The sequence below is a fragment of the Sphingopyxis macrogoltabida genome, assembly GCF_001314325.1.
In the GTDB taxonomy this organism is placed as follows: Bacteria; Pseudomonadota; Alphaproteobacteria; order Sphingomonadales; family Sphingomonadaceae; genus Sphingopyxis; species Sphingopyxis macrogoltabida.
Map to the genome: position 1 here is coordinate 117,694 of NZ_CP009431.1, position 19,737 is coordinate 137,430.

Annotated in this window: 27 protein-coding genes; 6 read left to right on the top strand and 21 right to left on the bottom strand. The window is 62.1% G+C overall.

The annotated features are described in order from the left end of the window. Nucleotides 1-493 precede the first annotated feature (493 nt). Entirely contained in the window at nucleotides 494-658 is a 165-nt protein-coding gene (locus tag LH19_RS27430) for a hypothetical protein (protein ID WP_156344076.1), read from the top strand. A 108-nt stretch (nucleotides 659-766) separates the two neighbouring features. On the opposite strand, the gene LH19_RS27435 is transcribed toward LH19_RS27430, so the two are convergent. Further along, nucleotides 767-1,018: a hypothetical protein gene (locus LH19_RS27435; protein ID WP_234716256.1), complete on the bottom strand. Its 252-nt coding sequence runs from the start codon at nucleotides 1,016-1,018 to the stop codon at nucleotides 767-769. An 89-nt stretch (nucleotides 1,019-1,107) separates the two neighbouring features. Here LH19_RS27435 and LH19_RS29145 point away from each other — a divergent pair, with 89 nt between their 5' ends. Further along, a complete protein-coding gene (locus LH19_RS29145) occupies nucleotides 1,108-1,299 on the top strand; it encodes a hypothetical protein (RefSeq protein ID WP_145923709.1) in 192 nt (63 codons plus the stop codon). A gap of 149 nt (nucleotides 1,300-1,448) precedes the next feature. On the opposite strand, the gene LH19_RS27440 is transcribed toward LH19_RS29145, so the two are convergent. Continuing rightward, nucleotides 1,449-2,015: a hypothetical protein gene (locus LH19_RS27440; RefSeq protein ID WP_145923710.1), complete on the bottom strand. Its 567-nt coding sequence runs from the start codon at nucleotides 2,013-2,015 to the stop codon at nucleotides 1,449-1,451. Between the two features lie 337 nt (nucleotides 2,016-2,352). Continuing rightward, a complete protein-coding gene (locus LH19_RS27445) occupies nucleotides 2,353-3,345 on the bottom strand; it encodes a DUF2493 domain-containing protein (protein WP_054735694.1) in 993 nt (330 codons plus the stop codon). A gap of 700 nt (nucleotides 3,346-4,045) precedes the next feature. On the opposite strand from LH19_RS27445, the gene LH19_RS27450 reads away from it, so the two are divergent. Together LH19_RS27450 and LH19_RS27455 are read left to right on the top strand one after the other, a co-directional pair. Further along, a complete protein-coding gene (locus tag LH19_RS27450) occupies nucleotides 4,046-5,344 on the top strand; it encodes a DUF5623 domain-containing protein (protein ID WP_062913042.1) in 1,299 nt (432 codons plus the stop codon). Nucleotides 5,345-5,647: 303 nt separating this feature from the next. Continuing rightward, the gene (locus tag LH19_RS27455; RefSeq protein ID WP_054735701.1) at nucleotides 5,648-5,884 is read left to right on the top strand and encodes a hypothetical protein; all 237 of its coding nucleotides are present in this window, start codon (nucleotides 5,648-5,650) and stop codon (nucleotides 5,882-5,884) included. 37 nt (nucleotides 5,885-5,921) lie between these two features. Here LH19_RS27455 and LH19_RS27460 read toward each other — a convergent pair whose 3' ends face one another. The 11 genes from LH19_RS27460 to LH19_RS27510 form a co-directional block, all read right to left on the bottom strand. Continuing rightward, nucleotides 5,922-6,257: a single-stranded DNA-binding protein gene (locus LH19_RS27460; RefSeq protein WP_039330710.1), complete on the bottom strand. Its 336-nt coding sequence runs from the start codon at nucleotides 6,255-6,257 to the stop codon at nucleotides 5,922-5,924. A gap of 469 nt (nucleotides 6,258-6,726) precedes the next feature. Then, entirely contained in the window at nucleotides 6,727-7,131 is a 405-nt protein-coding gene (locus tag LH19_RS27465; protein WP_054735704.1) for a hypothetical protein, read from the bottom strand. Further along, complete coding sequence (locus tag LH19_RS27470; protein ID WP_234716258.1) at nucleotides 7,112-7,456, bottom strand: type II toxin-antitoxin system Phd/YefM family antitoxin; 345 nt, start codon at nucleotides 7,454-7,456, stop codon at nucleotides 7,112-7,114. The genes LH19_RS27465 and LH19_RS27470 overlap by 20 nt, the downstream gene beginning before the upstream one ends. A gap of 33 nt (nucleotides 7,457-7,489) precedes the next feature. Next, on the bottom strand, nucleotides 7,490-7,861 hold the full coding sequence (locus LH19_RS27475; protein WP_054735711.1) for a hypothetical protein: 372 nt from the start codon (nucleotides 7,859-7,861) through the stop codon (nucleotides 7,490-7,492). Next, the gene (locus LH19_RS27480) at nucleotides 7,855-8,370 is read right to left on the bottom strand and encodes a hypothetical protein (RefSeq protein WP_145923711.1); all 516 of its coding nucleotides are present in this window, start codon (nucleotides 8,368-8,370) and stop codon (nucleotides 7,855-7,857) included. Before LH19_RS27480 ends, LH19_RS27475 begins: the two co-directional genes overlap by 7 nt. Before the next feature lie 186 nt (nucleotides 8,371-8,556). Further along, complete coding sequence (locus tag LH19_RS27485) at nucleotides 8,557-9,057, bottom strand: DUF736 domain-containing protein (protein ID WP_054735718.1); 501 nt, start codon at nucleotides 9,055-9,057, stop codon at nucleotides 8,557-8,559. Nucleotides 9,058-9,260: 203 nt separating this feature from the next. After that, nucleotides 9,261-9,611 (bottom strand): hypothetical protein, encoded by a 351-nt coding sequence (locus tag LH19_RS27490; RefSeq protein ID WP_054735720.1) that lies wholly within the window; start codon nucleotides 9,609-9,611, stop codon nucleotides 9,261-9,263. A gap of 72 nt (nucleotides 9,612-9,683) precedes the next feature. Further along, entirely contained in the window at nucleotides 9,684-10,055 is a 372-nt protein-coding gene (locus LH19_RS27495; RefSeq protein ID WP_054735722.1) for a DUF3768 domain-containing protein, read from the bottom strand. A 59-nt stretch (nucleotides 10,056-10,114) separates the two neighbouring features. Continuing rightward, nucleotides 10,115-11,788: an ATP-binding protein gene (locus LH19_RS27500; protein ID WP_054735723.1), complete on the bottom strand. Its 1,674-nt coding sequence runs from the start codon at nucleotides 11,786-11,788 to the stop codon at nucleotides 10,115-10,117. Between the two features lie 103 nt (nucleotides 11,789-11,891). After that, nucleotides 11,892-12,527, bottom strand: a complete 636-nt coding sequence (locus LH19_RS27505; RefSeq protein WP_145923712.1) for a DUF7007 domain-containing protein — start codon at nucleotides 12,525-12,527, stop codon at nucleotides 11,892-11,894. A 47-nt stretch (nucleotides 12,528-12,574) separates the two neighbouring features. Then, a complete protein-coding gene (locus LH19_RS27510) occupies nucleotides 12,575-13,861 on the bottom strand; it encodes a hypothetical protein (protein WP_054735729.1) in 1,287 nt (428 codons plus the stop codon). Nucleotides 13,862-13,928: 67 nt separating this feature from the next. Here LH19_RS27510 and LH19_RS27515 point away from each other — a divergent pair, with 67 nt between their 5' ends. Beyond that, a complete protein-coding gene (locus LH19_RS27515; RefSeq protein ID WP_054735733.1) occupies nucleotides 13,929-14,426 on the top strand; it encodes a hypothetical protein in 498 nt (165 codons plus the stop codon). A 7-nt stretch (nucleotides 14,427-14,433) separates the two neighbouring features. Here LH19_RS27515 and LH19_RS27520 read toward each other — a convergent pair whose 3' ends face one another. The 5 genes from LH19_RS27520 to LH19_RS27540 all read right to left on the bottom strand — a co-directional run bounded on the left by LH19_RS27520 (nucleotide 14,434) and on the right by LH19_RS27540 (nucleotide 16,889). After that, nucleotides 14,434-14,928: an RES family NAD+ phosphorylase gene (locus LH19_RS27520; protein WP_054735740.1), complete on the bottom strand. Its 495-nt coding sequence runs from the start codon at nucleotides 14,926-14,928 to the stop codon at nucleotides 14,434-14,436. A 4-nt stretch (nucleotides 14,929-14,932) separates the two neighbouring features. Next, the gene (locus LH19_RS27525; protein WP_054735742.1) at nucleotides 14,933-15,283 is read right to left on the bottom strand and encodes an antitoxin Xre/MbcA/ParS toxin-binding domain-containing protein; all 351 of its coding nucleotides are present in this window, start codon (nucleotides 15,281-15,283) and stop codon (nucleotides 14,933-14,935) included. Between the two features lie 111 nt (nucleotides 15,284-15,394). Continuing rightward, on the bottom strand, nucleotides 15,395-15,595 hold the full coding sequence (locus LH19_RS27530; RefSeq protein WP_054735745.1) for a hypothetical protein: 201 nt from the start codon (nucleotides 15,593-15,595) through the stop codon (nucleotides 15,395-15,397). 16 nt (nucleotides 15,596-15,611) lie between these two features. Then, complete coding sequence (locus tag LH19_RS27535) at nucleotides 15,612-16,235, bottom strand: DUF6927 domain-containing protein (protein WP_054735748.1); 624 nt, start codon at nucleotides 16,233-16,235, stop codon at nucleotides 15,612-15,614. Nucleotides 16,236-16,247: 12 nt separating this feature from the next. After that, nucleotides 16,248-16,889, bottom strand: a complete 642-nt coding sequence (locus tag LH19_RS27540) for a hypothetical protein (protein ID WP_062913043.1) — start codon at nucleotides 16,887-16,889, stop codon at nucleotides 16,248-16,250. Between the two features lie 170 nt (nucleotides 16,890-17,059). On the opposite strand from LH19_RS27540, the gene LH19_RS27545 reads away from it, so the two are divergent. Continuing rightward, nucleotides 17,060-18,274 carry an IS256-like element ISSpma2 family transposase gene (locus tag LH19_RS27545; RefSeq protein ID WP_006954973.1) on the top strand — a complete coding sequence of 405 codons (1,215 nt, stop codon included), beginning with the start codon at nucleotides 17,060-17,062 and terminating at the stop codon, nucleotides 18,272-18,274. A gap of 93 nt (nucleotides 18,275-18,367) precedes the next feature. Here LH19_RS27545 and LH19_RS27550 read toward each other — a convergent pair whose 3' ends face one another. Together LH19_RS27550 and LH19_RS27555 are read right to left on the bottom strand one after the other, a co-directional pair. Next, on the bottom strand, nucleotides 18,368-18,760 hold the full coding sequence (locus tag LH19_RS27550; RefSeq protein ID WP_145923713.1) for a hypothetical protein: 393 nt from the start codon (nucleotides 18,758-18,760) through the stop codon (nucleotides 18,368-18,370). Beyond that, nucleotides 18,729-19,679: an ArdC family protein gene (locus LH19_RS27555; protein WP_054735758.1), complete on the bottom strand. Its 951-nt coding sequence runs from the start codon at nucleotides 19,677-19,679 to the stop codon at nucleotides 18,729-18,731. Before LH19_RS27555 ends, LH19_RS27550 begins: the two co-directional genes overlap by 32 nt. Between the last annotated feature and the right edge of the window lie 58 nt (nucleotides 19,680-19,737).

Consider the following 19,737-nt stretch of genomic DNA (forward strand, 5'->3'; position numbering starts at 1 on the left):
CGCGCTTGCCAAGAGTCTCGGCGATGCAGCCCGGTGCAGCGCTATGGTATTGGTTTTTCGGTGCTTTATTGTAGCCGTTAGCATCCTGCAGCCGACTGCACCGCTCCAATTCTGAGCAAGATGTCAGCTAACCAATTGTGAAATATGCAGAACCTCGCTGCATCAGCCTACCGCGCAGCGGTGTACGGTGTGCATAAAATTAGGGACTTACGCCCTGTGCTAGGTCCAGTGCCGTAGGGGGATCACTAGCCCAGCTGGTTGTCCAGTGGGATTGCGCCGGCGAGCCTGACTCGCGAACTGACCACAGATGTTATGTCCGCCTACAGCGGGAGCTGTGGGACGACAATGGCACCTGGTTTGGCCATGGCGATGCCTCAATCGGGCCATGCTCCGCGACGAAGTGGCGCGATAGCAGCAAGCAAAAAAATGCCTCGAACAGACCCTGCGATTGGTGCATCTTCGCATGGTCTTTCAAGGCTTGGAGGAATGCGCAATGGTGTCGAAACTTGAACGCGAACGGTCTGCCCTGGCAGCAGCGGAAAAGGAGCTGGAAGAGCGCAGGCAGAAGCTCGCAGAGCTTGAGCGTGAGGAAGCAGAGCGAGAGCTAAATCGGCTGATCAAGAAGGTCGGTCAGGATACGGCGATTGCCCTCCTGTAGCTGGCCGTCAAAGTGAAGCCAAAGGTGGCGATTTCTGCCCTCGAGAAGCTTGGCGGGTAAGGTCTAATTATTGTCGAGTTGGGCGGCGATGACCACCGCCCTGTCTCGTCAAAACTCGTCGGCCATTTTGCCGGTCGCGGTGTAGACGATCTGGTCGATCAGGTGCATCGGCAGCTCGCCATAATCTCCTTCCTCGATGAGGATGTACCCGTCCCGGGTTTCGACGACATGGACGTCGAAGAAGGTGTGGTATGAGCGCCGCTCAGCTTCCAGCGTTTTTTCATCAAGGGCGATGATGTTGGGGTTGATCTGACGAAGCACTGAAACGTCTTCTTCGTAGCTTTCCGTTGTGTAGCACATGACCTTGCCTCCTGGCGCTTGGCGGCTCGTCCGCCATGCCATGAAACAGCGCCCCGTCAGTGTGCTGGTCACCGGAGCGAAGCGGAGGCTTGACCGCTAATTTTTCGATGGTGCGGAAGCCGGCGCAGCACGGCTTCTCGGTCGGGAAATTAGTGGTTGACCAGTATGCTGGCGGGGTGCTCATGGCGATGGTGGTGGACGTGCCTGCGGCAGGAGGCATGCGTTCCCAGCGACTTCGCGAAAGCTATGTCCTGGCACGTGGCTGTTCGGCATTGGCGTGACCCAGGCGGCATGAAAAAAGGGCGCCGCGGCAACGTGCCGGGCACCCTTTTCCACCTCGATCCTGCAGGAGGCTGTTTGCAGATCGAGCTTTAAACATGGCGACGAGTTCAGCCGGTTCGTGGCTGCTTGTGAACGGCTGTCCGGATAGTCATACGGTCCATTCGAGCAGTGGATGTTGCTCTCCACAATCGGTGGCGGCGATGAACGCGAGGCTTTCGAAGAGCGGAGTGATTCCTGCCTTGACGAAAGCCGCGTAAGTCCGGTGATCCTCGAGCGCTGTTCCGAGCTTCTGGAGGGACAATTGGCCAGATTCATTTGCATGGCGGCCAAGAGAGGTGAGCACCTTAGCCGCAAGGTCGCTGCTCATTGTGATGTCACCTACCAGAGCGATGTGTTCACTAACGCGCATCGTGATCGGCGCATCGCATTGCTGGTGCTCGATCCGCAGCATTCGCCCAAGAAACTGGGCTTCCTCGACGATCGCGATCATCTCCGGACGATGGTCGAAGCATGATGCGAACTCGGCGATGGCAAGCGCGTTGGCATTGATCTCGAAGTTCAGGGGCGCGGCCAGGAATTCGCCTGGATCTGCATCGATTGTACTGTTGGCGGTGTGCAGTCTGCGCATCAGCGCGGCGAGCTCTTGCGGGCGTATCTGAGCCGGTACCGAATGGAGCCTTGTCTCGATATCCTTGACGCGGAATGTGACGAGCATCTTTGCCTCCTGTCGCTGCTCGTCTCCTCCATCCCCCTCTCCTTTCTCACTTCCTGAGCTTGTGGCTGAATGCCCACAAGGGGTCTCGTCCAGCCTGAGGATTTCCGGTCGGCCCATTGTCCGGATACAGCCGCTGGCGCGGCAGCGATGCCCGCAAGATGCGAAGCATCGAGCACGGGCAATGCGCGCCGGGCCAAGGTAAAAGTGCGGCTGATACATTCAGGGATCGCGATGCTCGCGGCAGCGGGCGAAGGGGGTTCGATGCCCCCAGAGCCCGCCCCTTGCGCAAAAGAAGAACGGAAGGCCCCGGCATAAGCCGGAGCCTTCCGAAGAGCGCTCAGCCGAAGGTGCGCGAGCGCGTTTGCCCCTGATCGCTGATGCGGCGAATGTGCAGCGGCACGCCAGCCTGACGGAGGCGCTGTGCAAGGTTCGACTGGATGCCGGATCCTTCTCCGATGATCGCTTCAACCGGGTTCAGTTTGACGATGCTCTCGTTGCGCAGGAACGGAGCGCGGTTGCCGTGGCGCTGGTCGGGAACGAACAGGATCGTGTTGACCCCGTTCTGCTGCGCCCATGCACCCGCCATGGCGTCGACGCCCTTGCGCATGCCGGTCGTGCCCAGGACCATGTTCGGGATCCGGGACTTGATGTCGTCGAGGATTGCCCAGATCATCGCGAAATCGTGCCAATCCTTTTGGCCACCTGACACGATCACCAGCGGGCCATCGGGCTGGAATTGCGCCCTGCGATCCTTGGCGCGTGCTGCGAGGAAATCGCGTGCCTGCACCTGGCTTGCGGTCACCCCATTCTTGCTGACTTGCGATCCCCGTGCGGCTGTGAAGGGGCGACCGGTTTCGACGCGGTAGACGTCAGCTGCATGATCGCGCATCGCCTCGAGCGCTTCCCGGCACCCTTGCAGTGTCTGGCAGAGCTGTTGTGTTTCCTCGAGCTCGACAGCGTAGATTTCCGAAGGGTCGAAGTGGCGTGCCATTTCGCCCAGCTTCTTTGCAGCATCGTCCTCGCGTCCTTCAGCCAGGCGTGCGGTCATGTGAAAGGAGTTGACCATGCCCCAGGCGAGCTGCTGCGCGAATTCTTCCATGCGCGTGTCCTTGAGGACATCGAAGATCGTTCCGATTGCCATCTCCACGGCGCGGCGCGCCATGTCGGGATCCGGCATCTCGGCGGCGATTGGAGCCTCGATGATGTTGAGCTTGGCCAGATCGCTGTGTTCAAGAAACGCCCCGTCGTAGGATTCCGTGATCCCTTCACGTGCATCGGCGAGATTGATCCGTGCCTGAGCCAGATCTGCGAACGAGTTGAAAACAGTCATAATAGCCTCCGATTTTTGAAATCGTCCCCACATTGGGAACAGCCAAAAACCCATCGGGCCGGGCGAACCGTGTCAGGGACGGCGAGCTCGTCTCGCCGCCGCCATGGCGGGCGTGGGGGAACCGATTTTCTGCCAAGCGTGGCGCGAGCGCAGCGAGACAGCCGCGATTGCTGAAAATTGGGGGGACCGCGATCCTTGACCAAGGGGCGGCCGCCGATAGGTTTCGGCAGGTGTTCCTGTGTGTGTGGAAGAGACGTTCCCGCCCTCGAGCAGGTGAGACGAAGGTAGGGCTGGTCAGGCGCTTCAGCGCCACACCGGGCCGCCCCTTCGGCCCTGCGCAGGGGTTACAGCGGGAACACCGCGATTCCAGACTGCCGGCTTCGATGGCAAAGCCGAAATGCCTGAGAAGAAAACCTTGGTTGATTGCACAGACCGGTGCTCCCAATCGGTGTGAAGCTGTACTCAAGGAGCTGCAGTTTCCCCCGACTTTTCAACTTGAAGTCGGCCCAGCGACTGTTGTCACGATTCGCCTGATCGATTACAACGGGAAGCGCTCCCGGCAGGAGCATGACGCCCGTCTCCAAGCCAAGCTGTCGATCAGCACTGCCGCGATATCTCACGATCCCTTGCAACATGTTGTTCGGGCTTGAGTGCTGGTGGTTGACGGGCGACGCTACATTTCAAGCCGCGGAGAACAATCATGTCGATTGCTAACGTGCGGCCGTCCAATCTGGCCAACATCAAGCGCCTCGCGAACCAACTGAAAAAACGAGACGGCATTCCTCATCGACGGGCCCTCGACTTGGCCGCGCGAAGCGCGGGCTTTGAACGATACGAACATGCTCGCACTTCCATAGGTGATAGGTCTGCCCGGGTGTTCCTGACCGGTTACTGGGAAGACCAGGAGACGTTCGAGCGGGGTCGGGAATCTCTGCCCGTCACCCTATCGCGGCCGCTCTTGGAACTGGTTTCGAAAGCCGAGCTCAAGCTTGTCGGCGGTCTCGCATCCATGCGCGTGGCTGCATCCGACCATCTCGTGAAAGACATGGTTGGGCCGACACGCGAGTATGTTCGCGACAGCTTGTGCAAGGCAGCGCGGGCTCTGCGGTTCATGGAAATGACCGGTCTACGTCCTTGCGACTACCTCGAAGCTAGCCGCGCCATGGCTGATCTTGATGCGGAACTGCCCGGCAACGACCATTCGAGCTATTGGAAGCTGCCGGTCAGCGGACAGTTCATACTCATCGATGAGCCCTATTCCGGTCCGATCGTGAGCGATGAACGGGCAGCTTGGGCAAAGCGGAACGGTTGGGAGCTCGGCGCCGCAGACTGGCCTGGTCTGTACTTGCCGTATCGCTGTACCCTCTTCGTCGCTTCCAAGCGTACTGAGGACTTCGATTTTGATGCCCTTGTGAGGAGTATCAACGCACTGCCTGCCCCAGAAACACCAGAGCATTGGGCCGGGTCATCGATGCCCAATCACGACGTCTTTGTCTCGCCGCAAGCGGCAACGCCGCAGGACAAGCGCCGAGCAAAGGCTAAGGGCACCATCGTTGCGCGCCCATCTCGGCAAACGCTCCCCTATCACCGCGATATGATCGGATACGATCGCAAGCCGAATGGCAGCATGACGCTGGCTCAGCATCAGCTAGCAGGACGTTTGCTGCGGGCGATCCTGCAATCGAACAGCAAGCCCGGAGCGGTGAACTGGCGCGTCGACAAGCTCATGAGCGTGCTCGTAGATTGGCTCTACGCCGACGTGCCGCTTCGACAACTGAACGCCTTGGATGACCCCGTCAGCCTCTATTTTGGCGACATGTCTTCAGACGATCCGCTGTTCAACCATGCCAATTCGCCAAGCGGTGTGGAAAGCCTCCTGATCGAGTTGAAGGCGCTTCTCGAAAGCTCCTATCCGCAATGCGCTCCTCTGCGGAAGCTTACCGGAAGGATCGAGACCGCCTTGAAAATCACGCGATCGGGCGCAGGACGAAAAATCTGAGAGCGCCGCAGCCAGACAGGGTTGGGTCCGCGCGTGCCGAGACGGCGGCAGTTGCCGCCGACGAGCGCGCCGCGACCCAATCCGTCAGTTATCGTCACCCGTATGGGCCGAGACCCTGAAAGGGACTCGGTGGAGCCGGGCCGTCCTTGGCTGCCGGACGCAGTCCCGGCGCCAGGCCGGCAGGCGGAATAGAGCGCGATCCCGGCCGAAGGCCAGGGAGACGGCATGCAGCTGCTAGTATTTCCTCTGCCTGCCCCCTGTGATCCTTGACTCGCAATGTTCCTATGATGTTCTGATCATCGCATGAGCAGCAAACGTCTCGATACCCTCGCCGATCTGGTTCGCCATGGCCTCAATGCACAGGTTGAATGTCTCGGATGCCACCGCGTTGTGATCGTCCCCGCAACCAAACTGCGAGACCGATGCTTTGCCAAATCCATTCCGATGAAACTGGAGATCGTCGCGCGACACCTGCGCTGCAGCTGCGGGCACCGTGGGACGAAGCTGGACGCCACCGGCGTCCAGCTTTCGCCATCGTGACACGGTTTTGGGCGACGCTTGCGCGCCGCCCTGCCGTTCAGAGAAACTCGACGTTCTCGGCGATGATCTCGCAGCCGTAGCGGTCATTGCCTTCGGCGTCCTGCCAGCGCGAGTAGTGGATGCGGCCCGTCACGGCGAGCTGGTCGCCCTTGGCCTTGTGCTGGCGCAGCGGGAGCCCGAGGCCGTTGAAGACGGTGATTTTATGGAATTCGGCATCCTTGACCGGGTAGCCGGTTTCGGGGTCCTTCTGGACCTTCCCATCGCGGATGACGGGACGTTCAGTCACGAGGATGAGTTCGGTGATGCGGGTGTCGCTGCGATCGCGGGCAACGGGATCCTTGGCGAGACGGCCGACGAGGTTGACGATGTTCATTGCAAGAGCCTCCTTGGTGCCGACGGCTCGTCCGCCGGTGCCCTTATCGAGCCTCGGCGGGAGAGCTGGGACACCGCGCGCTTTCGCGCGCGGGAAACCTCAGAAATCGGGGTGGTGCGGGCAGCCCGGCTTGCCGGGCAACACGGCTCGCATTTCTGCAGGTTGGCCCTAAGCTCGACCAGAGAGGCAGGGGCACTGGGCGGCGGACGTGCAGGTGGCACAGGGGGTGATTGCGTGCCTGAATATCAATCTCGCCGCGCATCGGCTTGCTGACGCTGGCGTTGATCGCAGGATTGATCGTCCGTCCTCGCCGATTTCGGTGAGCGAATAGTCCCTTTGCGGCAGTAGCCCGGAACACCTGACCTTGGCTATCTGGGGTGCCGATCCGCAAGGTTTCCGCCACTGGCCTGGCGTTGATGCACAAACGGACAAGGCCCCAAGGGGCCTGCCTGTTTGCACGTTACGCCAATCAATCCCGATCGACGGGAGCTGCTCTCCAGGCTGCTATGGCATCGATGATCTTTGCCGTGAAGCGCGGTGGGAGTCGTCCGGCAATGTAGCCGGGCTGCTTCATCAGTGGTCTGATGTCGAACCCGGGCCAGGTGAACCGGTTGAATTCCGAAACGACAATGGCGCTGCCAGGAACGAGCCCAGCTGCGCGCGCGATCTCATCGGGGACCACGATGGCGTTCTTGCGGCCCTCGCCTTTGGTCGTAATCGCGGCGACCAGATAGCGTGACCCTTCCACACCCACAACGACGACAAAGCGTTCCTTGACGCCTTCGTCGCGGCCCCGTCTCTGCTCTTCCTCGAAGAGATAGACGTATCGGAGGATATGGCCTGCTGCGGGGCGGTCAGTCTTCCCAGCGGTCATTGGCGAGTTCGCTGTCCGAGGGCCGTGCATTGGCGAAAGCTTGGCGGTCGGCTTCGGTCATGTCGGACGAAGCGACAGCTTCGATATTCATGTGATCTGCGATCATACCGCGCGCCGCCTGTTCAAGATGGCGGAAATATTCGCTATCTGCGATCACATGCCGCTCGCGGCCATGGCTGGTGAGGACGACCGGCTGCTTGGTCGCAAGGTCGAGGAACTCACCGGTGTTGTTGTGAAACCGGGTCAGGGGAATCCTGGGGTGCTCATTCGCCGCCGCTGGCATGGTCAATTCTCCTCTTGCACCTAAAATAGCAATTATTGCCAAAATAGCAAGATTTCTGTGGCGACGATTGCCGCGCTAGCCGTCAACCTCTGTCGCCGGCAGCTCCGGCAACAATGGGAGGAGGCCCGTATCAATCGCAAAGCCCAGAGTCCCTGCGAGGCGGCAGGCTCGAGCAATTGAACCGTCTGGAACATCGAGCGCCTTTTCAATGTGGCCGAAGGTTTCGGCAGCGCCGGGCTCACAGACCGCGTGAAGCCTGCCCGGCTCTGCGGTGATGGCAAAGGGCCAAGTCATCGCGACGCCGACAACCCCTTCATCGAGAATGAGCAGAGTATCGCCAGCAGCGATAATCTCATCGGTCTGCACGGCGTCATAGGCATTGCCCGTCGAGGCGAACGCATGGATCCGCCAGGCGCTGAAGGCGAAGCGCTCGCTATCGGTCAGCATGTCAGGCCCCCTTCAGAAAAGGCGCGCTGCGCCGCTTCTGGAAAGGCTGCGGTGAGGTTCCGGTGGAGCGGCCCGGACGAGGCGGGAAAGAATGCGCCAGTGCTGCTTGGCCGTGTGATCCGCAGCGCGCTTGCGACGGCTTCCACGACGAAACCCGCAAGCTGATCGCTGGCCGTCAGCTTGCCGAATTCAGGCGGTGCAAACCCGGCCTGATGCCAGAAGGCGATGCCTATCTCGAGGGTCTCGAGATAGCTGGCATGGCTGCCGTCGTCCTGGTCATTGTCGATGCTCGCCTCGACTGTCCGGTAGGTCCCGAAATCATGAGCGTTAGCCTTGATCCGCAGGGTGATTCCGGCGGGCGGAGGCCCGGCGACCGCGATCAGCGCAGCCCTGTAGAGCATGGCTTCTGCAGTGTTCACGATGGCGAAGTTCGGCGTGTGACCGATCTGCGCGCAGTCCTCATTCGTGGGCGCGCCACCAAGATCAACTGTCCAGATTGTTTTTGCCATTCAAGCCTCCTTTGCTCGAACGGCACCTCCCCCTTCCCTCTTGCTGGCCGAGTTCCTTCAGCAGTTCTGCCGAGCCCGACAGCAGCGGGCAAAAGAAAAGGCCCGCCCGCGACAAATGCGCAGACGGGCCTTCCCGATGTGACCGGCGCGGGTCGCGGCACCGGTCACGGGGGGGGCTTGTCCCGGTCAGGCGTCGACGCTCACGCGCGTCTTGCCCTTGGGTGCCGGAGCGGTGCTTTCGCCCAGACCGTCGCCGGTGGCAGCGGCGCTGTCAACGCTGCGGTCGCTGGCCGGTTCGTCTCCGGTGGCGGTGAGCGGCGGCAGGGCGCCTTCGCTCTCGCTGCCGAAGCCGTCGAGCGAGGCCTTGGGCTTCGAACGGCGCCAAGCGACATTGAAGCTCCCATCGTTCTGCTGGAACATGGCGACCGGGATCGGCGCCGAGAGGCTGGGATCGTCGATCTGGCCCGACAGGAAGCATTCGCCGGTCTCGTTCGACGAGTATTCCCACAGCGCACCGATCTTGACCCAGCTGCGGCGGTCCGCCGAGAGCGCCATGAGGTCGAACTTGGGTGCCCGCTCGTTGGTGGATTCGAAGGCCCGCAGAGCGACGGTCGCACTGAAGGTCAGGGTGGTGATGCGGCCGATGTGAACGCCTTCTGCGTTGGCCTTGAGGGTGCCGATGTTCATGTCACATTCTCCTGATGCTGTCCGAACCCCTTGTCCGGAACACCTTCTCCCATCCCCCCTCTCCTCCGGGCCCGTGGCCCGGCCCGTGCGCCAGCCACCGCAGGCGCGCGTAATTCTATCCAGCCCAGAGGGCTGAGGAGCCTAGATGCATGGTTCTGGAGATCAATCGGCCCTGCTTCGAGCAATGCGCGGTCTGTACCGAGCTAAGCTTCGGGCTCGGACCTGTCCTTGATCTGGCTGAGGCGCGCCATGAAGGCCTTGGCTTCGAGCTGATTGGGTCCATCGCGCGTGGCGAGGCAGGCCATCCTGTCGATCTCGAGCTGTGCGGCAAGACTTGCATCGATATGGCAATAGGGTTCGAGCACGCGGATTGCGTCAACTGCGCGGGGGAGCTCGCCGAAATCGGTTCCGACCCATACGAGTTCGATCTCCTCTCCGTCTTCGTCAGGGGCGCTTAGAACCTGTGCGAAATAGGTCTGAAGCGGGCGATCCCAGCCAACATAGGCACTTGCCGCCGCAATCCCGTTACGAAGCGGTACTTTGTGTCTGCTCATGCGCCGTTTACCTCCGCATCGGGCTTGGGCGGCTGCCCGGTCACGCAGCGAAATGCCTGCCCTTCACAATGATCAGTAGTCCGCTGGCCGCATCAGCGTGATGACGCGCCGTGTCATCGCTGGATTGACCGGATCCTCTGACCCGAACGCCAGTTCGGTGTCGTAATAATCGACTTTCATCAGCACCTTGATGCCATCGACATCCAGGCTTGCAAAGTCTCGCTCGGGCGAATCCGGGGCGAAGGTGCAATGGCGCAGAGCGGCGATCAGCCGGGCCTGTGCCATCATGCTTTGTGCCACCGTGTCGCCGCCGAGTTCTGCAAGCAGCCCGGAGGTCATGACGATGCGTGCCGTTCGGTCACGGCCCTGGCGTGCGGCATCATTGAGCAGCGCGATCCGCTCGGCGCGCTGCCGAGCGCAAGATAGGTCGGATGTGTCATACATTGGAGCTCTCCTCCCGATCAAAGGGGCGATCAGCGGGCAACCGGACGGCCTCGCGAGCCTCAGCCGGCAGGCTGACAAGCGGACAGCTGAATATTGATCGCGGTCCCGGGGGCGACGGTAATGGTAACCTGCCGATCCTTGGGGATGACCCAGAGGATGCTGGCGAGCGTGTCGCGGATACGCGCCGCAATGGCCTCGTCTTCGCCGAGCAGCACCCGGGCCGCGAGCTCGCGCGCATCGCGCAAGAAGTGCTCGTGCTGGGTGTCCCAGGAGTCGGCCTCGCTGTCGTCGCTCGCGCAGAAACAGACGTTCTCGATCAGATCGACCAGCGTTTCGGGGGTCAGCGCCGGACCCGGCACAAAAGCGATACGGATCTGGTCGACACCGCTGTACCAGCCATCCTCGCCCACGACGAAGGCGACGTCTGCCGGGATCCGTTCCTCGCGCTGCGTTTCGCTGGCGCGGTGAAAGACACAGAACCTCAGCTCGATCGTCTCGGCACGAACATGGTCATCGAGCGGCGGAAAGCTGCCGTTCTCGGCGATGACGTGGCCCTGCTCCCCGGCTGCAACATAGAAGCGCACGTTCCCGAGCTGATGCAGCGCGTCATACCAGCCATAGCCAGCGTATGCGGGATGGTTCTCGACGAGGTGTGGGCGCAAAGGGTGCTCGCGCAGCGCGCGCTCCAGTCCCTGTGCAATATCGGGCTCAAGATCCGCGACAAGGATCGTGTCCGCACCTGCTGCGACTTCCTCATACTCGACATTGACGTTGTCGCTCTCCGCGATGGCGGCATGCCAGCGGGGCAGGCAGGGGTGGGCCTCCGGCAGGGCGACCCCCAGATCGCGCGCTTCCTTCCAGTTCTCGAAGGAAAGCCGGTGCTGGCCTCTGTGCGCCAGCGCGGCATAGATCGTGCGCTTGCACGCTGTCTGCAGCGCCGCAAATGCGGTGTTCTCGACGAATTCCTTGCGCGCCGGGAGCACAAGGGCAAGGCCCGGGGTGGCCCCGATATCGAGCCGGGCATGGTAGGTCTTGCCGCCAAGGCTCTCCGAGACGCTGGCAAGCTTGCGGGTGAGCACCATGCCATGGAAGTTGGTCGTGGGATCTTGCTGGTATTCGCGCCCCTCGAACACACCGATCTGGCTGCCGTTCCAATCGGCGATGTAGATCGCCTTGGCGAGGAAGTCCTCGCGCGGAATTTCCGTGCCATTGAAGAACACCGGCAGCGGGTAGAACTTTGCAACTTCGCGCAGAATCCTCTCGGCCGTCTGCTCGCTCACGCCGGGCACCAGGAAGGTGATGGTCGTACCAACCGGGCGAGCAAGAGGCACCACGGTAATGTCCTGCCCACCGGTCCAGCCATCCGCGGGGACATGCACCGACCATCCGGTGTCGGCATTGGCATGCCGCGAGCTGATCCGGGTGCCCTTGCCCGCAAGGCTGAAGACACCCATGCCTGCCGGATCTTCGGCCTCATGGATGTGCTGGCTCCAGCCCGAATCCCCCAGAGCAATCATGGTCTGGGGATCGGCAACCCCGGTTCCATCATCGACAAGGGTCAGGCGCGCTCCGTCCTGATCCGCGCAGCAGGCGATATCGATCCGGGACGCGCCAGCGCGGCGACTGTTCTGGAGGAGCTCGCCGAGGATATCGCCGATGGTGCCGTTAAAGAGGCGTGTGACTTTGGTGATCGTCTTCGGGCTGACGCTGGGTCGGATGACTGTCGGGTTCATGGCAAAGGGTCCTTCATCGCACTGGTTCGCCCTTCCCCTCCCCCTTCCCTCCAGATCGGCGGATCGATGCCTGGCCAGAGCCGGGCGGCCTTCGGCCTGCTCTTCAGCCCACTCGTTTCGGTCGCAGGGCCTCGGGCATCGGGATGATCTCGTGCGCCGTATCGCGCAGCGCCGTGACCTCGCCGCGCGCAGCGTAGAGGTCCTTGGCGATGAGCGCGCAGACTTCGGCCTCGCCATAGTTTGGCCGGCCAAGGTGATCGACGCGCTCGACTTGCCGGGCAATCACCCCGACTTTGCCTTCCGGCACCCATTCGGCCCAATCGCCCCAGGCGCTCGTCACGCAGAATTCGCCGATCGCGGCTATGTAGGCCTTACGCGTCCGCAGGATCGCGCAAGGGTTCTCCTCGACGGCCTCGCCGGTAAAGGCGCTGAAGCGGTCCGGATGCCAACATTTGGCGGTATCGCGGGCAAGCTGCAGTAAGCCCGCGGAGCAGGAGCCCTGCCCATCAAGCTCGCTGGAAAAGGCAAGGATCGGGAGCGACCAATCGCAGTCTTCTTCGTAGGACCCTCCCTCGATCTGTAGCGCCGACGGCATGGCGGCCTGTCTCTGATCGGACAGAATGATGCCGCCGTGGCTTGCGGTCATAACCGACCAAATGCCGGGGCCAAGCTGATCGGCCTGTTGAACAGCACCCCAGATCGATGTTGATGGGCGCAGCGACGGAGCAAAGCATGTCATGAGCGAACTCTCCTTCTTCAGGTTCGCTCACATCCTCCCCCTCCCCTTCACTCGAGAATGCGGCGGGCTTCGCTGATAATTGCCTCAGGCGTCACGCTGCTGACGGCCATGGATACGACAAGCCCGGCCTGACCGAGACGCTCGCGCTCGATGCTGCGCAGCTCAAGATAGTCAGCATCATCCGACTGCAGGATCTGGAGCGCGAACTTGCACTCCACCCCGCTATGCTCATCGAGCAGCGCCACCAGGAAATCCGGCCTCGCCGACCCCGCAGCCAGCGTGATGTCAAAGAGGACCTTCTTGACCGCCATTCTGACACCGAGACGGCGCAGTTCATACTGGGCCTGTTGGAGCGCGCGCAGCACGTCGCGATCGTGTTCACGCTCGGCGGGCACGAACTGGTTCCCGCTGAAGACAGGCTGGGCATAGGCGCGCAGCGCCAGGTATCCTTCGCGCCGACTATGCTCGCCGACGACGGCCAGCACGAGAAAGGGTGGCTCGACCTCGGCGCGGATGATCCCGGTATGCTGGATGCGATTGCGGATTTCGACAGTTCCTAGCCCCGTCACCACCTCGCTCGATGTGACCTCGCTCGCTTCGAGAAGCAGAAAGGCCTGCGGTGCAAACTCGGGCGGCCAGGGCTCGGCCGCAGCCCGCAATCGGGCATGGACCCGCCGTTTCTCGTAGTCGATCGCGTTGGTGTAGAGATGATCCGACAGCCGGATGCCCGGCGCGATTTCGAGGCCCTGAGCGGCGCGCTTGAGGTGGCGCATTTCTTCGCTGATCGAGCCTGCGCGCCTGCCTGTGGCCGGTAATTCGCGCAGGATGTTCGAGCCTGCGCGCTCGAGCAGCAGCCAGAGCAGCTTGCCAAGGCGCGGAATGGCGACGCCGCGCGAGCGATCGTCAGGCTCAATGTCCTCTGGCCTCTGTGCAAGCTTCTCCGGCGCCTTCTGGTGTGCGCTGAACAGGCCTTTTGGAAGGCCGATGGCATAGAGAGAATCCTTCACGGTCTCGCGGATGCGCGGTGGCGCCTGCGGCAGATGAAACGGGCATCCTGGCTCGTGGCCTGGCCGCGAAGTAAGACGCCGGAGGTAATAGGTTTCCTGAAAACTGAGATAGGCCGCGCTCATCAGCGGCGGCGGATGCTCTGCCCCAAGGCAATCGCAAGCGATCCACTTGTGGTTCTCTCGCGCGGTGGAGACCAGTGAGACGCAAGCGCGGTGGTCGGCCTCGCTGCCCCGGCCTGTATACCAGCGCACCAGCGCAGCCTTCAGCTCGTCGCTGATCGCGACCCTGCCGGTCTTTCCTGTGGTGTCCTTACCTACCAGCCACATGCATGATGACGCCTTGACCCTGTGGTTTGTTCACGGTATGTTCATAATCTGCAGGAGCCCATGAATAATGAACAAGGTCTTTGATATCGGCAAGTTCGACCTCGATGTCACGCTGCGCGACGCGGCGCTTGATCCGAATTGCCGCCCGACCAAGCGCATGCTCGCCAATGCCTCGATCGGAGTGGAGCCGTTCGATGCTTATTATTCGGCGCGCGAGCTCTACGAGACGTTGCAGGGCGTCTTTCAGGGCCTGCCCAATGCCAAGGCTCGGCTGACACAGATCCTGTCCTGCCATTGCGATGACTATCAGCGCTGCCTCTACTATGCGCTGGCAGGGCGCGGGGTTGTCCAGATGCTCGACGATCTCGAATGGCTCTTCGAGCTCCTCGGGCCGCGGTGCCAGATGTCGGGCCACATTCTGCGCTCGGGCCAGCACCCGGCACCGATGGTCAACCCTTACGTCTCGTCAGAGCCTGATGGCCCTGTTCCTGCCCGCAGCGCCGACTTTACCGAAGGCCCATCGTGGTATCTCGATCCCGGCCTCGGAGGGATGATCGAGGAATAAGCGGCAATCAGTGATTGCGAAGGCCAAGCCGGTCGTCGTCATCAACAAGCGCGATGCGCCCGTCCCAGTCCCACAGGACCAGATTGAGCGCATCCGCGGGGGCACCGCGGGCGTAGCTCGGGACGACGATGCCGGCATAGCCTTGCACGATCGCGGCCTCGGCCAGATCCTGCGTCGGGACCGGCTTGCCTGAGAGCATCCGATCGCGCCACGCCGGATCGGCGAGCTCAGCCGGTGCGATACCGAAAGGCCGCAATGCAGCTGCATCGCGGCCATCGAGCAACGGTCCGATGTCGGCCTGATAAGCGACGAGCGTAGTGGGCTGGAGGGTGCCAACCTGATTGGCCTCGCGCAGCGCGGTCTCAGGGGCGAGGGAAGTATAGAGCGCGATGCGCCCGATGCGATTGAACCGTCCGCCAAACCGGGCCGCCCCCTCCCCTGAGAGGGGTTCGCGGGACCAAACCGGGTTGTGGGCACGGTAGAGCAGCCCGGTAAAGTGCATTGGACTAGGCGTGGACGCCGGCGTCGACCGCGTCGATATAGGTCAGCACGTCGTCGGCCCGGTTGCTCTGCACCAGCTGCATGGCGGTCTGGCCCGAGAAGCCGGGCAGCGGTTCCGAGCGGTACCAGGCATAGGCCAGCAAGGCCGAGCCAAAGCGCGGCTCGACCTTGTTGAGCACCTCGACCATCTGGCGAAGGCGGCGCTGGGTACGTGTCGACGCGATCCGGTCTTTGCGCTGGATCGCGTCCTTGCCGAGGCCCAGCGAGCGTGCGAGTTCGTCGCTGGTGGTCCGCAGCGCGTCGACGATCTTGCGCGGAGCAAACGCGCCGTTGTCAGCGTAGTTTTGAATCGCCATTGCACTTTCCCATGAATTCTGACGCGATATAGCGTCAATTTTTGCGGTAATCAAGGTTTGCTGTGCCAGACCCAGCAGGTGTTCCGGTTCTGCCGCAGAGGTTTCCCGCTATTACAAAACCACGACCTGCAATTCGATCGCACCGGGAAGGCCCGCTTCTGCAGGCATAACGCAGAAGGGCTGGAGCTTGCTGTCCGTCCTTACCACGGCATGGCTCTGCCCGGAATTTGCGGTCATCCGAATGGCGACACGCTCGGCATTGGCGCGCCCGCACAGGATCGCCCTTCTGGGGTCCAGGCTCTGAGGCAGCATGATCACCTCCCGAGCGTTACGGCGTTGCCGGGAAGAATGTGCGAACCGCGCGCTTTGGGGGCACGACTTCAAATCGGCGCTCCATCAATCTGCTGATGCGGAACCGGCCTCGGCCATCGGGCGTGCTAAGTTCAATCTTCGCGCCGCGCTTTGTCACCCTGAATTCGGCGTGTTCGCTCCCGTCGGTGAACTTCATGGGTTCAGGCAGCCGGATCATGTCGCCATCGGCGATCTTGCGTTCCTTCAGCCGCAGCTGCCGGTAGCACCGGTTGCGCCAGTCGAGGGCATAGGGGTGATTGGTTGGCCCGAGTTCCTCGAGGATACTTCTGGGACACCCGGCCTCGACCGGCCCTGAATTTTCATCCATGTCCTTGTAGCCGAACAGGAGGCCGTCTGCGGCCTTGGGGTTCCAGCGGACCAAACAGATCACCGCGGAGATGGCGTGGGTCTGGTTGTTCGGTCCATAGCGCTGGACAGCCGCGTAATAGGCCCCGGTTGTGGACACGCTTCTGATGACCCGGCATCCTTCGAAGGTGCCGGTTTCTTCATTCTCGCGCTCCCATGTGAGCTGATTGTCGAGATAGGCCTTGGGAGTGTCGAAGCCCCCCATTCCGGCACGGTGCATGTAAAGCCAGCCCATGCGAGTTCTCCTTCAGATGAGCCCCGGCTGCGCCGGAGGTGCGATCTTCAATTCGCGCGCGATCCGCGCCGTGAGTGCGGGAATGTCTGCAAGGGCGGTGATCGGCGCTTTGCGCATCACCGCGCCAGGCGGTTTCCAGAACGGGTTGCGCCAGGCGAGACCTGGCTCGCCGAACCTTTCCGGGCTGATCCGGACGTAGATCCCGTCGGCTTCCAGCACATGCTCGCCCGCGAGCTGTTCCTGTGAGGTGTAATAGCTGATGCGGTAATCGGCGTGCTCGAGGCCGATCCCTGCTGCGATCTGGCGCAGCGCACGCGTGCCCTCGCGCCGGTAATGGCGCAGTTCTTCGGGACGATAGTCGATCCCGCGTTTAACCAGCGCAATGATCGCCGGTCTGTGTTTGAGCTCGGCAAGGCGTTCGATGCACTGGGCCCGCAGAGCCTGGTCGTCTGCCTCACATTCGGTCGGCCTTCCATCAGCAATGCGTTGAAGGTGGCGCGTCAGCAGCAGCACAGCCGGACAGGTTGCGGCCTGCCGGCCTGCAAGGCGGACATCATCCACGGCCTCGTTCAATGCTCGCAGCGCATTTTCGAAGGTTGTCAGTCCATCAGGCTGGAGTGCGCGGCGGTAACGGTAATCGATGTCGCAAGACATGAGGCTTCCTTTCGTTAGCGTCCGCGCTCGTGGTGTAATTTCCGGTGTAGGCGATGGTGTATTCCGGGGTGGGGCATGCCCCACCCCGGAATGCGGCGTCGCTGGTGGCCACCGGGTTCATCGTTATGGTGGAGTTTGCACACTTCAACCGTGACGAAGAGGAGTTCCCGATGACCGAGGACAGATTACTGATCGAAGAGCTTGCTGCGAAGGGCGGCCAACCGGATTTTTTGCGCACCATCGCCGAGAACGTGCTGCAGCTGATCATGGAGGCCGACGTTGATGGCCTGATCGGCGCGGGTCGCCACGAACGCAGCAGCGAGCGCGCGACCTGGCGCAACGGCTATCGCGACCGTTCGCTGGATACCCGGGTAGGCACGCTGAACCTGAAAATCCCCAAGCTGCGTGCTGGGTCCTACTTTCCGGGCTTCCTTGAGCCCCGCAAGATGGTCGAGAAAGCGCTGGTTGCGGTGATCCAGGAAGCGTGGATCGGCGGGGTCAGCACCCGGCGGGTCGATGAACTCGTCCAGGCCATGGGCATGACCGGCATCTCCAAGTCCACCGTCTCCAAGCTTTGCAAGGACATTGACGAGCGCGTCCATGCCTTTCTGAAACGCCCGCTCACCGGCGAATGGCCGTATCTCTGGCTCGATGCCACCTATCTCAAGGTACGCGAAGGCGGGCGGATCATCAGCGTTGCCGCAATAATCGCCATGGCCGTCAACACCGAGGGCCGGCGCGAGATCGTCGGCCTGCATATCGGCCCCTCGGAAGCGGAGGTCTTCTGGTCCGACTTCCTGAAGGACCTTGTTCGGCGCGGTCTTACCGGCGTGAAGCTGGTCATCTCCGATGCTCACGAGGGCCTCAAGGGCGCGATCACCCGCGTCATGGGCGCCACCTGGCAGCGCTGCCGGGTGCACTTCATGCGCAATGCCCTGTCCTATGTGCCCAAGGGCCAGAACACTGTCGTCGCCGCCGCGATCCGCCAGGTCTTCCTGCAGCCCGATCAGAAAAGCGCAACGCAGGTCTGGCGACAGGTCGCCGACCAGTTGCGCACCCGTTGGCCCAAGCTCGGCGCCTGCATGGACGAGGCCGAAACCGACGTGCTCGCCTACACCGGCTTTCCCACCCAGCACCGCACGAAGTTACACTCAACCAATCCGCTCGAGCGGCTCAACAAGGAGGTCAAGCGCCGCGCCGACGTCGTCGGAATCTTCCCGAACGAAGACAGCATCATCCGCCTCGTCGGGGCTGTGCTGATGGAGCAGAACGACGAGTGGCAGCTCCAGCACCGATACATGCAGATCGAAGGCATGGCCGAACTCAACCAACCCATGATCGAGGAGGAAAATCAGCCCCTACACATCACCGCCAAAGCCGCCTGACGATGGCCCACGGCCACAGCCGAAATTACACCACCTTGACGGACGCGACCCTTCCTTTCCATTGCAAGATGCAATGGCCCCATCCCCCTTCCCTCAATGCAGGCTGCGACGATGTTCGCTTAGGCCCTGCAGCGGCAACGGCTCGTAGATCATCGGTCGCCGGAGCGTGCCTGGCGCAATCTGCTCGAGGATTCGCGCAACTGCCGAGACCGCAACGCCCGCCTCGGTTGTCTGAATAACAAGCGATCGGCCTTGATCCGGAGCTATGCCAAGTGACCAACCGGCGTCCCCCTTGCCGAGAAGACCGTCCAGCACCTGGCGTGGATCCCTCTGTGGGAACAGGCCTGCGATATACTCAGCCAGCACACCGCCTATGGGCGCCCTCCCCCGGCCTGCAACATCGCTGGCATAACGGTGAAGCTGGGTGAGGCGAACGACCTCCTCGGGGGCTGGCTCAAGCACAAGCCGGAACTGGCGCCGTTTCATCGGCTTCCTCCCCTTCATCCTGCACAGGTTCGCTCTGGTAGCCCGAATAGGCCGCAAGATGGTTGAATGCCTGATCGGCCTTCGCGGCCGCGGTGATGATGGCCGTCTTGTCGGCCTTGAGGATCTCCAGCCAGTGCGAGACATAACTGGCATGGCTTTCGTGGAGGTCTGCCGGAAGGCCCAGTTCGTAGCAGATCCGGGCACTCACCTGCTCGGCGACCAGCTCCTCGAAAGAGTATGCCTTGTCGCCAAAACGCTTGCCAAACTCGCGGGCGAGCCGCGAGGCATGGCCCGACCAATGGCCGAGTTCGTGCGCTTTCGTGGCTACGAACCCGTCTTCGGTGTTGAAGACATTGGGGTGCGGAAGCTGAATATAATCAGCGCCCGGCGAGTAGAACGCGCGGTCTCCGCCGAGGCGTATGTCAGCCGGGATTGGGCCGAAAAAGCGCTCGATGGCAGCGGCCTTCTGCGAAGGCGTCGGCGGCGCTTCGGGCACCGGACTCGGATAGAAATGCGGCGGTAGGCCATCGATCTGCGAGGCGTTGAACACGCTGTAAGCGCGCATGAAGCGGATTGTTTTCGACGACTCCTCACCGGTCGCCTGGTCGACCGCGGTCTTCTTCGTGCTGTTGAAGTAGATGCTCGGCTCGGCGGTCTCACCCTTGCGGACTTGTCCGCCAAGCTCGATGGCCTGGCGCCAGGTCATCCAATAGCGGGATCCATAGCCATAGTGATCGGCGACCGCCCAAAGATAGAGGCGGTTGATCCCTGTGTAAGGGACGCCTGCAGCGCGCAGCGGCGCTCCGCCCATACCGGTCTTCTTCCAGGGTCGGCGCCAGGGCAGCGTTCCGGCCTCAATTGTCTTGATGATCAGATTGGTGATTTCCTGCGCGACGTCGCGCTTGGGTCGTTGGCGCATTGGCCTGCTCCTCAACAAAAAGAGGCCCGGCTCACTCAGGCGAGTGGCCGGGCCAGGT

What these genes read in the sequence shown, in the direction of transcription:
- LH19_RS27430 (WP_156344076.1), top strand. Translation starts at nt 494, where the DNA reads ATGGTGTCGAAACTTGAACGCGAACGGTCTGCCCTGGCAGCAGCGGAA.
- LH19_RS27435 (WP_234716256.1), bottom strand. Translation starts at nt 1,018, where the DNA reads ATGTGCTACACAACGGAAAGCTACGAAGAAGACGTTTCAGTGCTTCGT.
- LH19_RS27440 (WP_145923710.1), bottom strand. Translation starts at nt 2,015, where the DNA reads ATGCTCGTCACATTCCGCGTCAAGGATATCGAGACAAGGCTCCATTCG.
- LH19_RS27445 (WP_054735694.1), bottom strand. Translation starts at nt 3,345, where the DNA reads ATGACTGTTTTCAACTCGTTCGCAGATCTGGCTCAGGCACGGATCAAT.
- LH19_RS27450 (WP_062913042.1), top strand. Translation starts at nt 4,046, where the DNA reads ATGTCGATTGCTAACGTGCGGCCGTCCAATCTGGCCAACATCAAGCGC.
- LH19_RS27455 (WP_054735701.1), top strand. Translation starts at nt 5,648, where the DNA reads ATGAGCAGCAAACGTCTCGATACCCTCGCCGATCTGGTTCGCCATGGC.
- LH19_RS27460 (WP_039330710.1), bottom strand. Translation starts at nt 6,257, where the DNA reads ATGAACATCGTCAACCTCGTCGGCCGTCTCGCCAAGGATCCCGTTGCC.
- LH19_RS27465 (WP_054735704.1), bottom strand. Translation starts at nt 7,131, where the DNA reads ATGACCGCTGGGAAGACTGACCGCCCCGCAGCAGGCCATATCCTCCGA.
- LH19_RS27475 (WP_054735711.1), bottom strand. Translation starts at nt 7,861, where the DNA reads ATGCTGACCGATAGCGAGCGCTTCGCCTTCAGCGCCTGGCGGATCCAT.
- LH19_RS27480 (WP_145923711.1), bottom strand. Translation starts at nt 8,370, where the DNA reads ATGGCAAAAACAATCTGGACAGTTGATCTTGGTGGCGCGCCCACGAAT.
- LH19_RS27485 (WP_054735718.1), bottom strand. Translation starts at nt 9,057, where the DNA reads ATGAACATCGGCACCCTCAAGGCCAACGCAGAAGGCGTTCACATCGGC.
- LH19_RS27490 (WP_054735720.1), bottom strand. Translation starts at nt 9,611, where the DNA reads ATGAGCAGACACAAAGTACCGCTTCGTAACGGGATTGCGGCGGCAAGT.
- LH19_RS27495 (WP_054735722.1), bottom strand. Translation starts at nt 10,055, where the DNA reads ATGTATGACACATCCGACCTATCTTGCGCTCGGCAGCGCGCCGAGCGG.
- LH19_RS27500 (WP_054735723.1), bottom strand. Translation starts at nt 11,788, where the DNA reads ATGAACCCGACAGTCATCCGACCCAGCGTCAGCCCGAAGACGATCACC.
- LH19_RS27505 (WP_145923712.1), bottom strand. Translation starts at nt 12,527, where the DNA reads ATGACATGCTTTGCTCCGTCGCTGCGCCCATCAACATCGATCTGGGGT.
- LH19_RS27510 (WP_054735729.1), bottom strand. Translation starts at nt 13,861, where the DNA reads ATGTGGCTGGTAGGTAAGGACACCACAGGAAAGACCGGCAGGGTCGCG.
- LH19_RS27515 (WP_054735733.1), top strand. Translation starts at nt 13,929, where the DNA reads ATGAACAAGGTCTTTGATATCGGCAAGTTCGACCTCGATGTCACGCTG.
- LH19_RS27520 (WP_054735740.1), bottom strand. Translation starts at nt 14,928, where the DNA reads ATGCACTTTACCGGGCTGCTCTACCGTGCCCACAACCCGGTTTGGTCC.
- LH19_RS27525 (WP_054735742.1), bottom strand. Translation starts at nt 15,283, where the DNA reads ATGGCGATTCAAAACTACGCTGACAACGGCGCGTTTGCTCCGCGCAAG.
- LH19_RS27530 (WP_054735745.1), bottom strand. Translation starts at nt 15,595, where the DNA reads ATGCTGCCTCAGAGCCTGGACCCCAGAAGGGCGATCCTGTGCGGGCGC.
- LH19_RS27535 (WP_054735748.1), bottom strand. Translation starts at nt 16,235, where the DNA reads ATGGGCTGGCTTTACATGCACCGTGCCGGAATGGGGGGCTTCGACACT.
- LH19_RS27540 (WP_062913043.1), bottom strand. Translation starts at nt 16,889, where the DNA reads ATGTCTTGCGACATCGATTACCGTTACCGCCGCGCACTCCAGCCTGAT.
- LH19_RS27545 (WP_006954973.1), top strand. Translation starts at nt 17,060, where the DNA reads ATGACCGAGGACAGATTACTGATCGAAGAGCTTGCTGCGAAGGGCGGC.
- LH19_RS27550 (WP_145923713.1), bottom strand. Translation starts at nt 18,760, where the DNA reads ATGAAACGGCGCCAGTTCCGGCTTGTGCTTGAGCCAGCCCCCGAGGAG.
- LH19_RS27555 (WP_054735758.1), bottom strand. Translation starts at nt 19,679, where the DNA reads ATGCGCCAACGACCCAAGCGCGACGTCGCGCAGGAAATCACCAATCTG.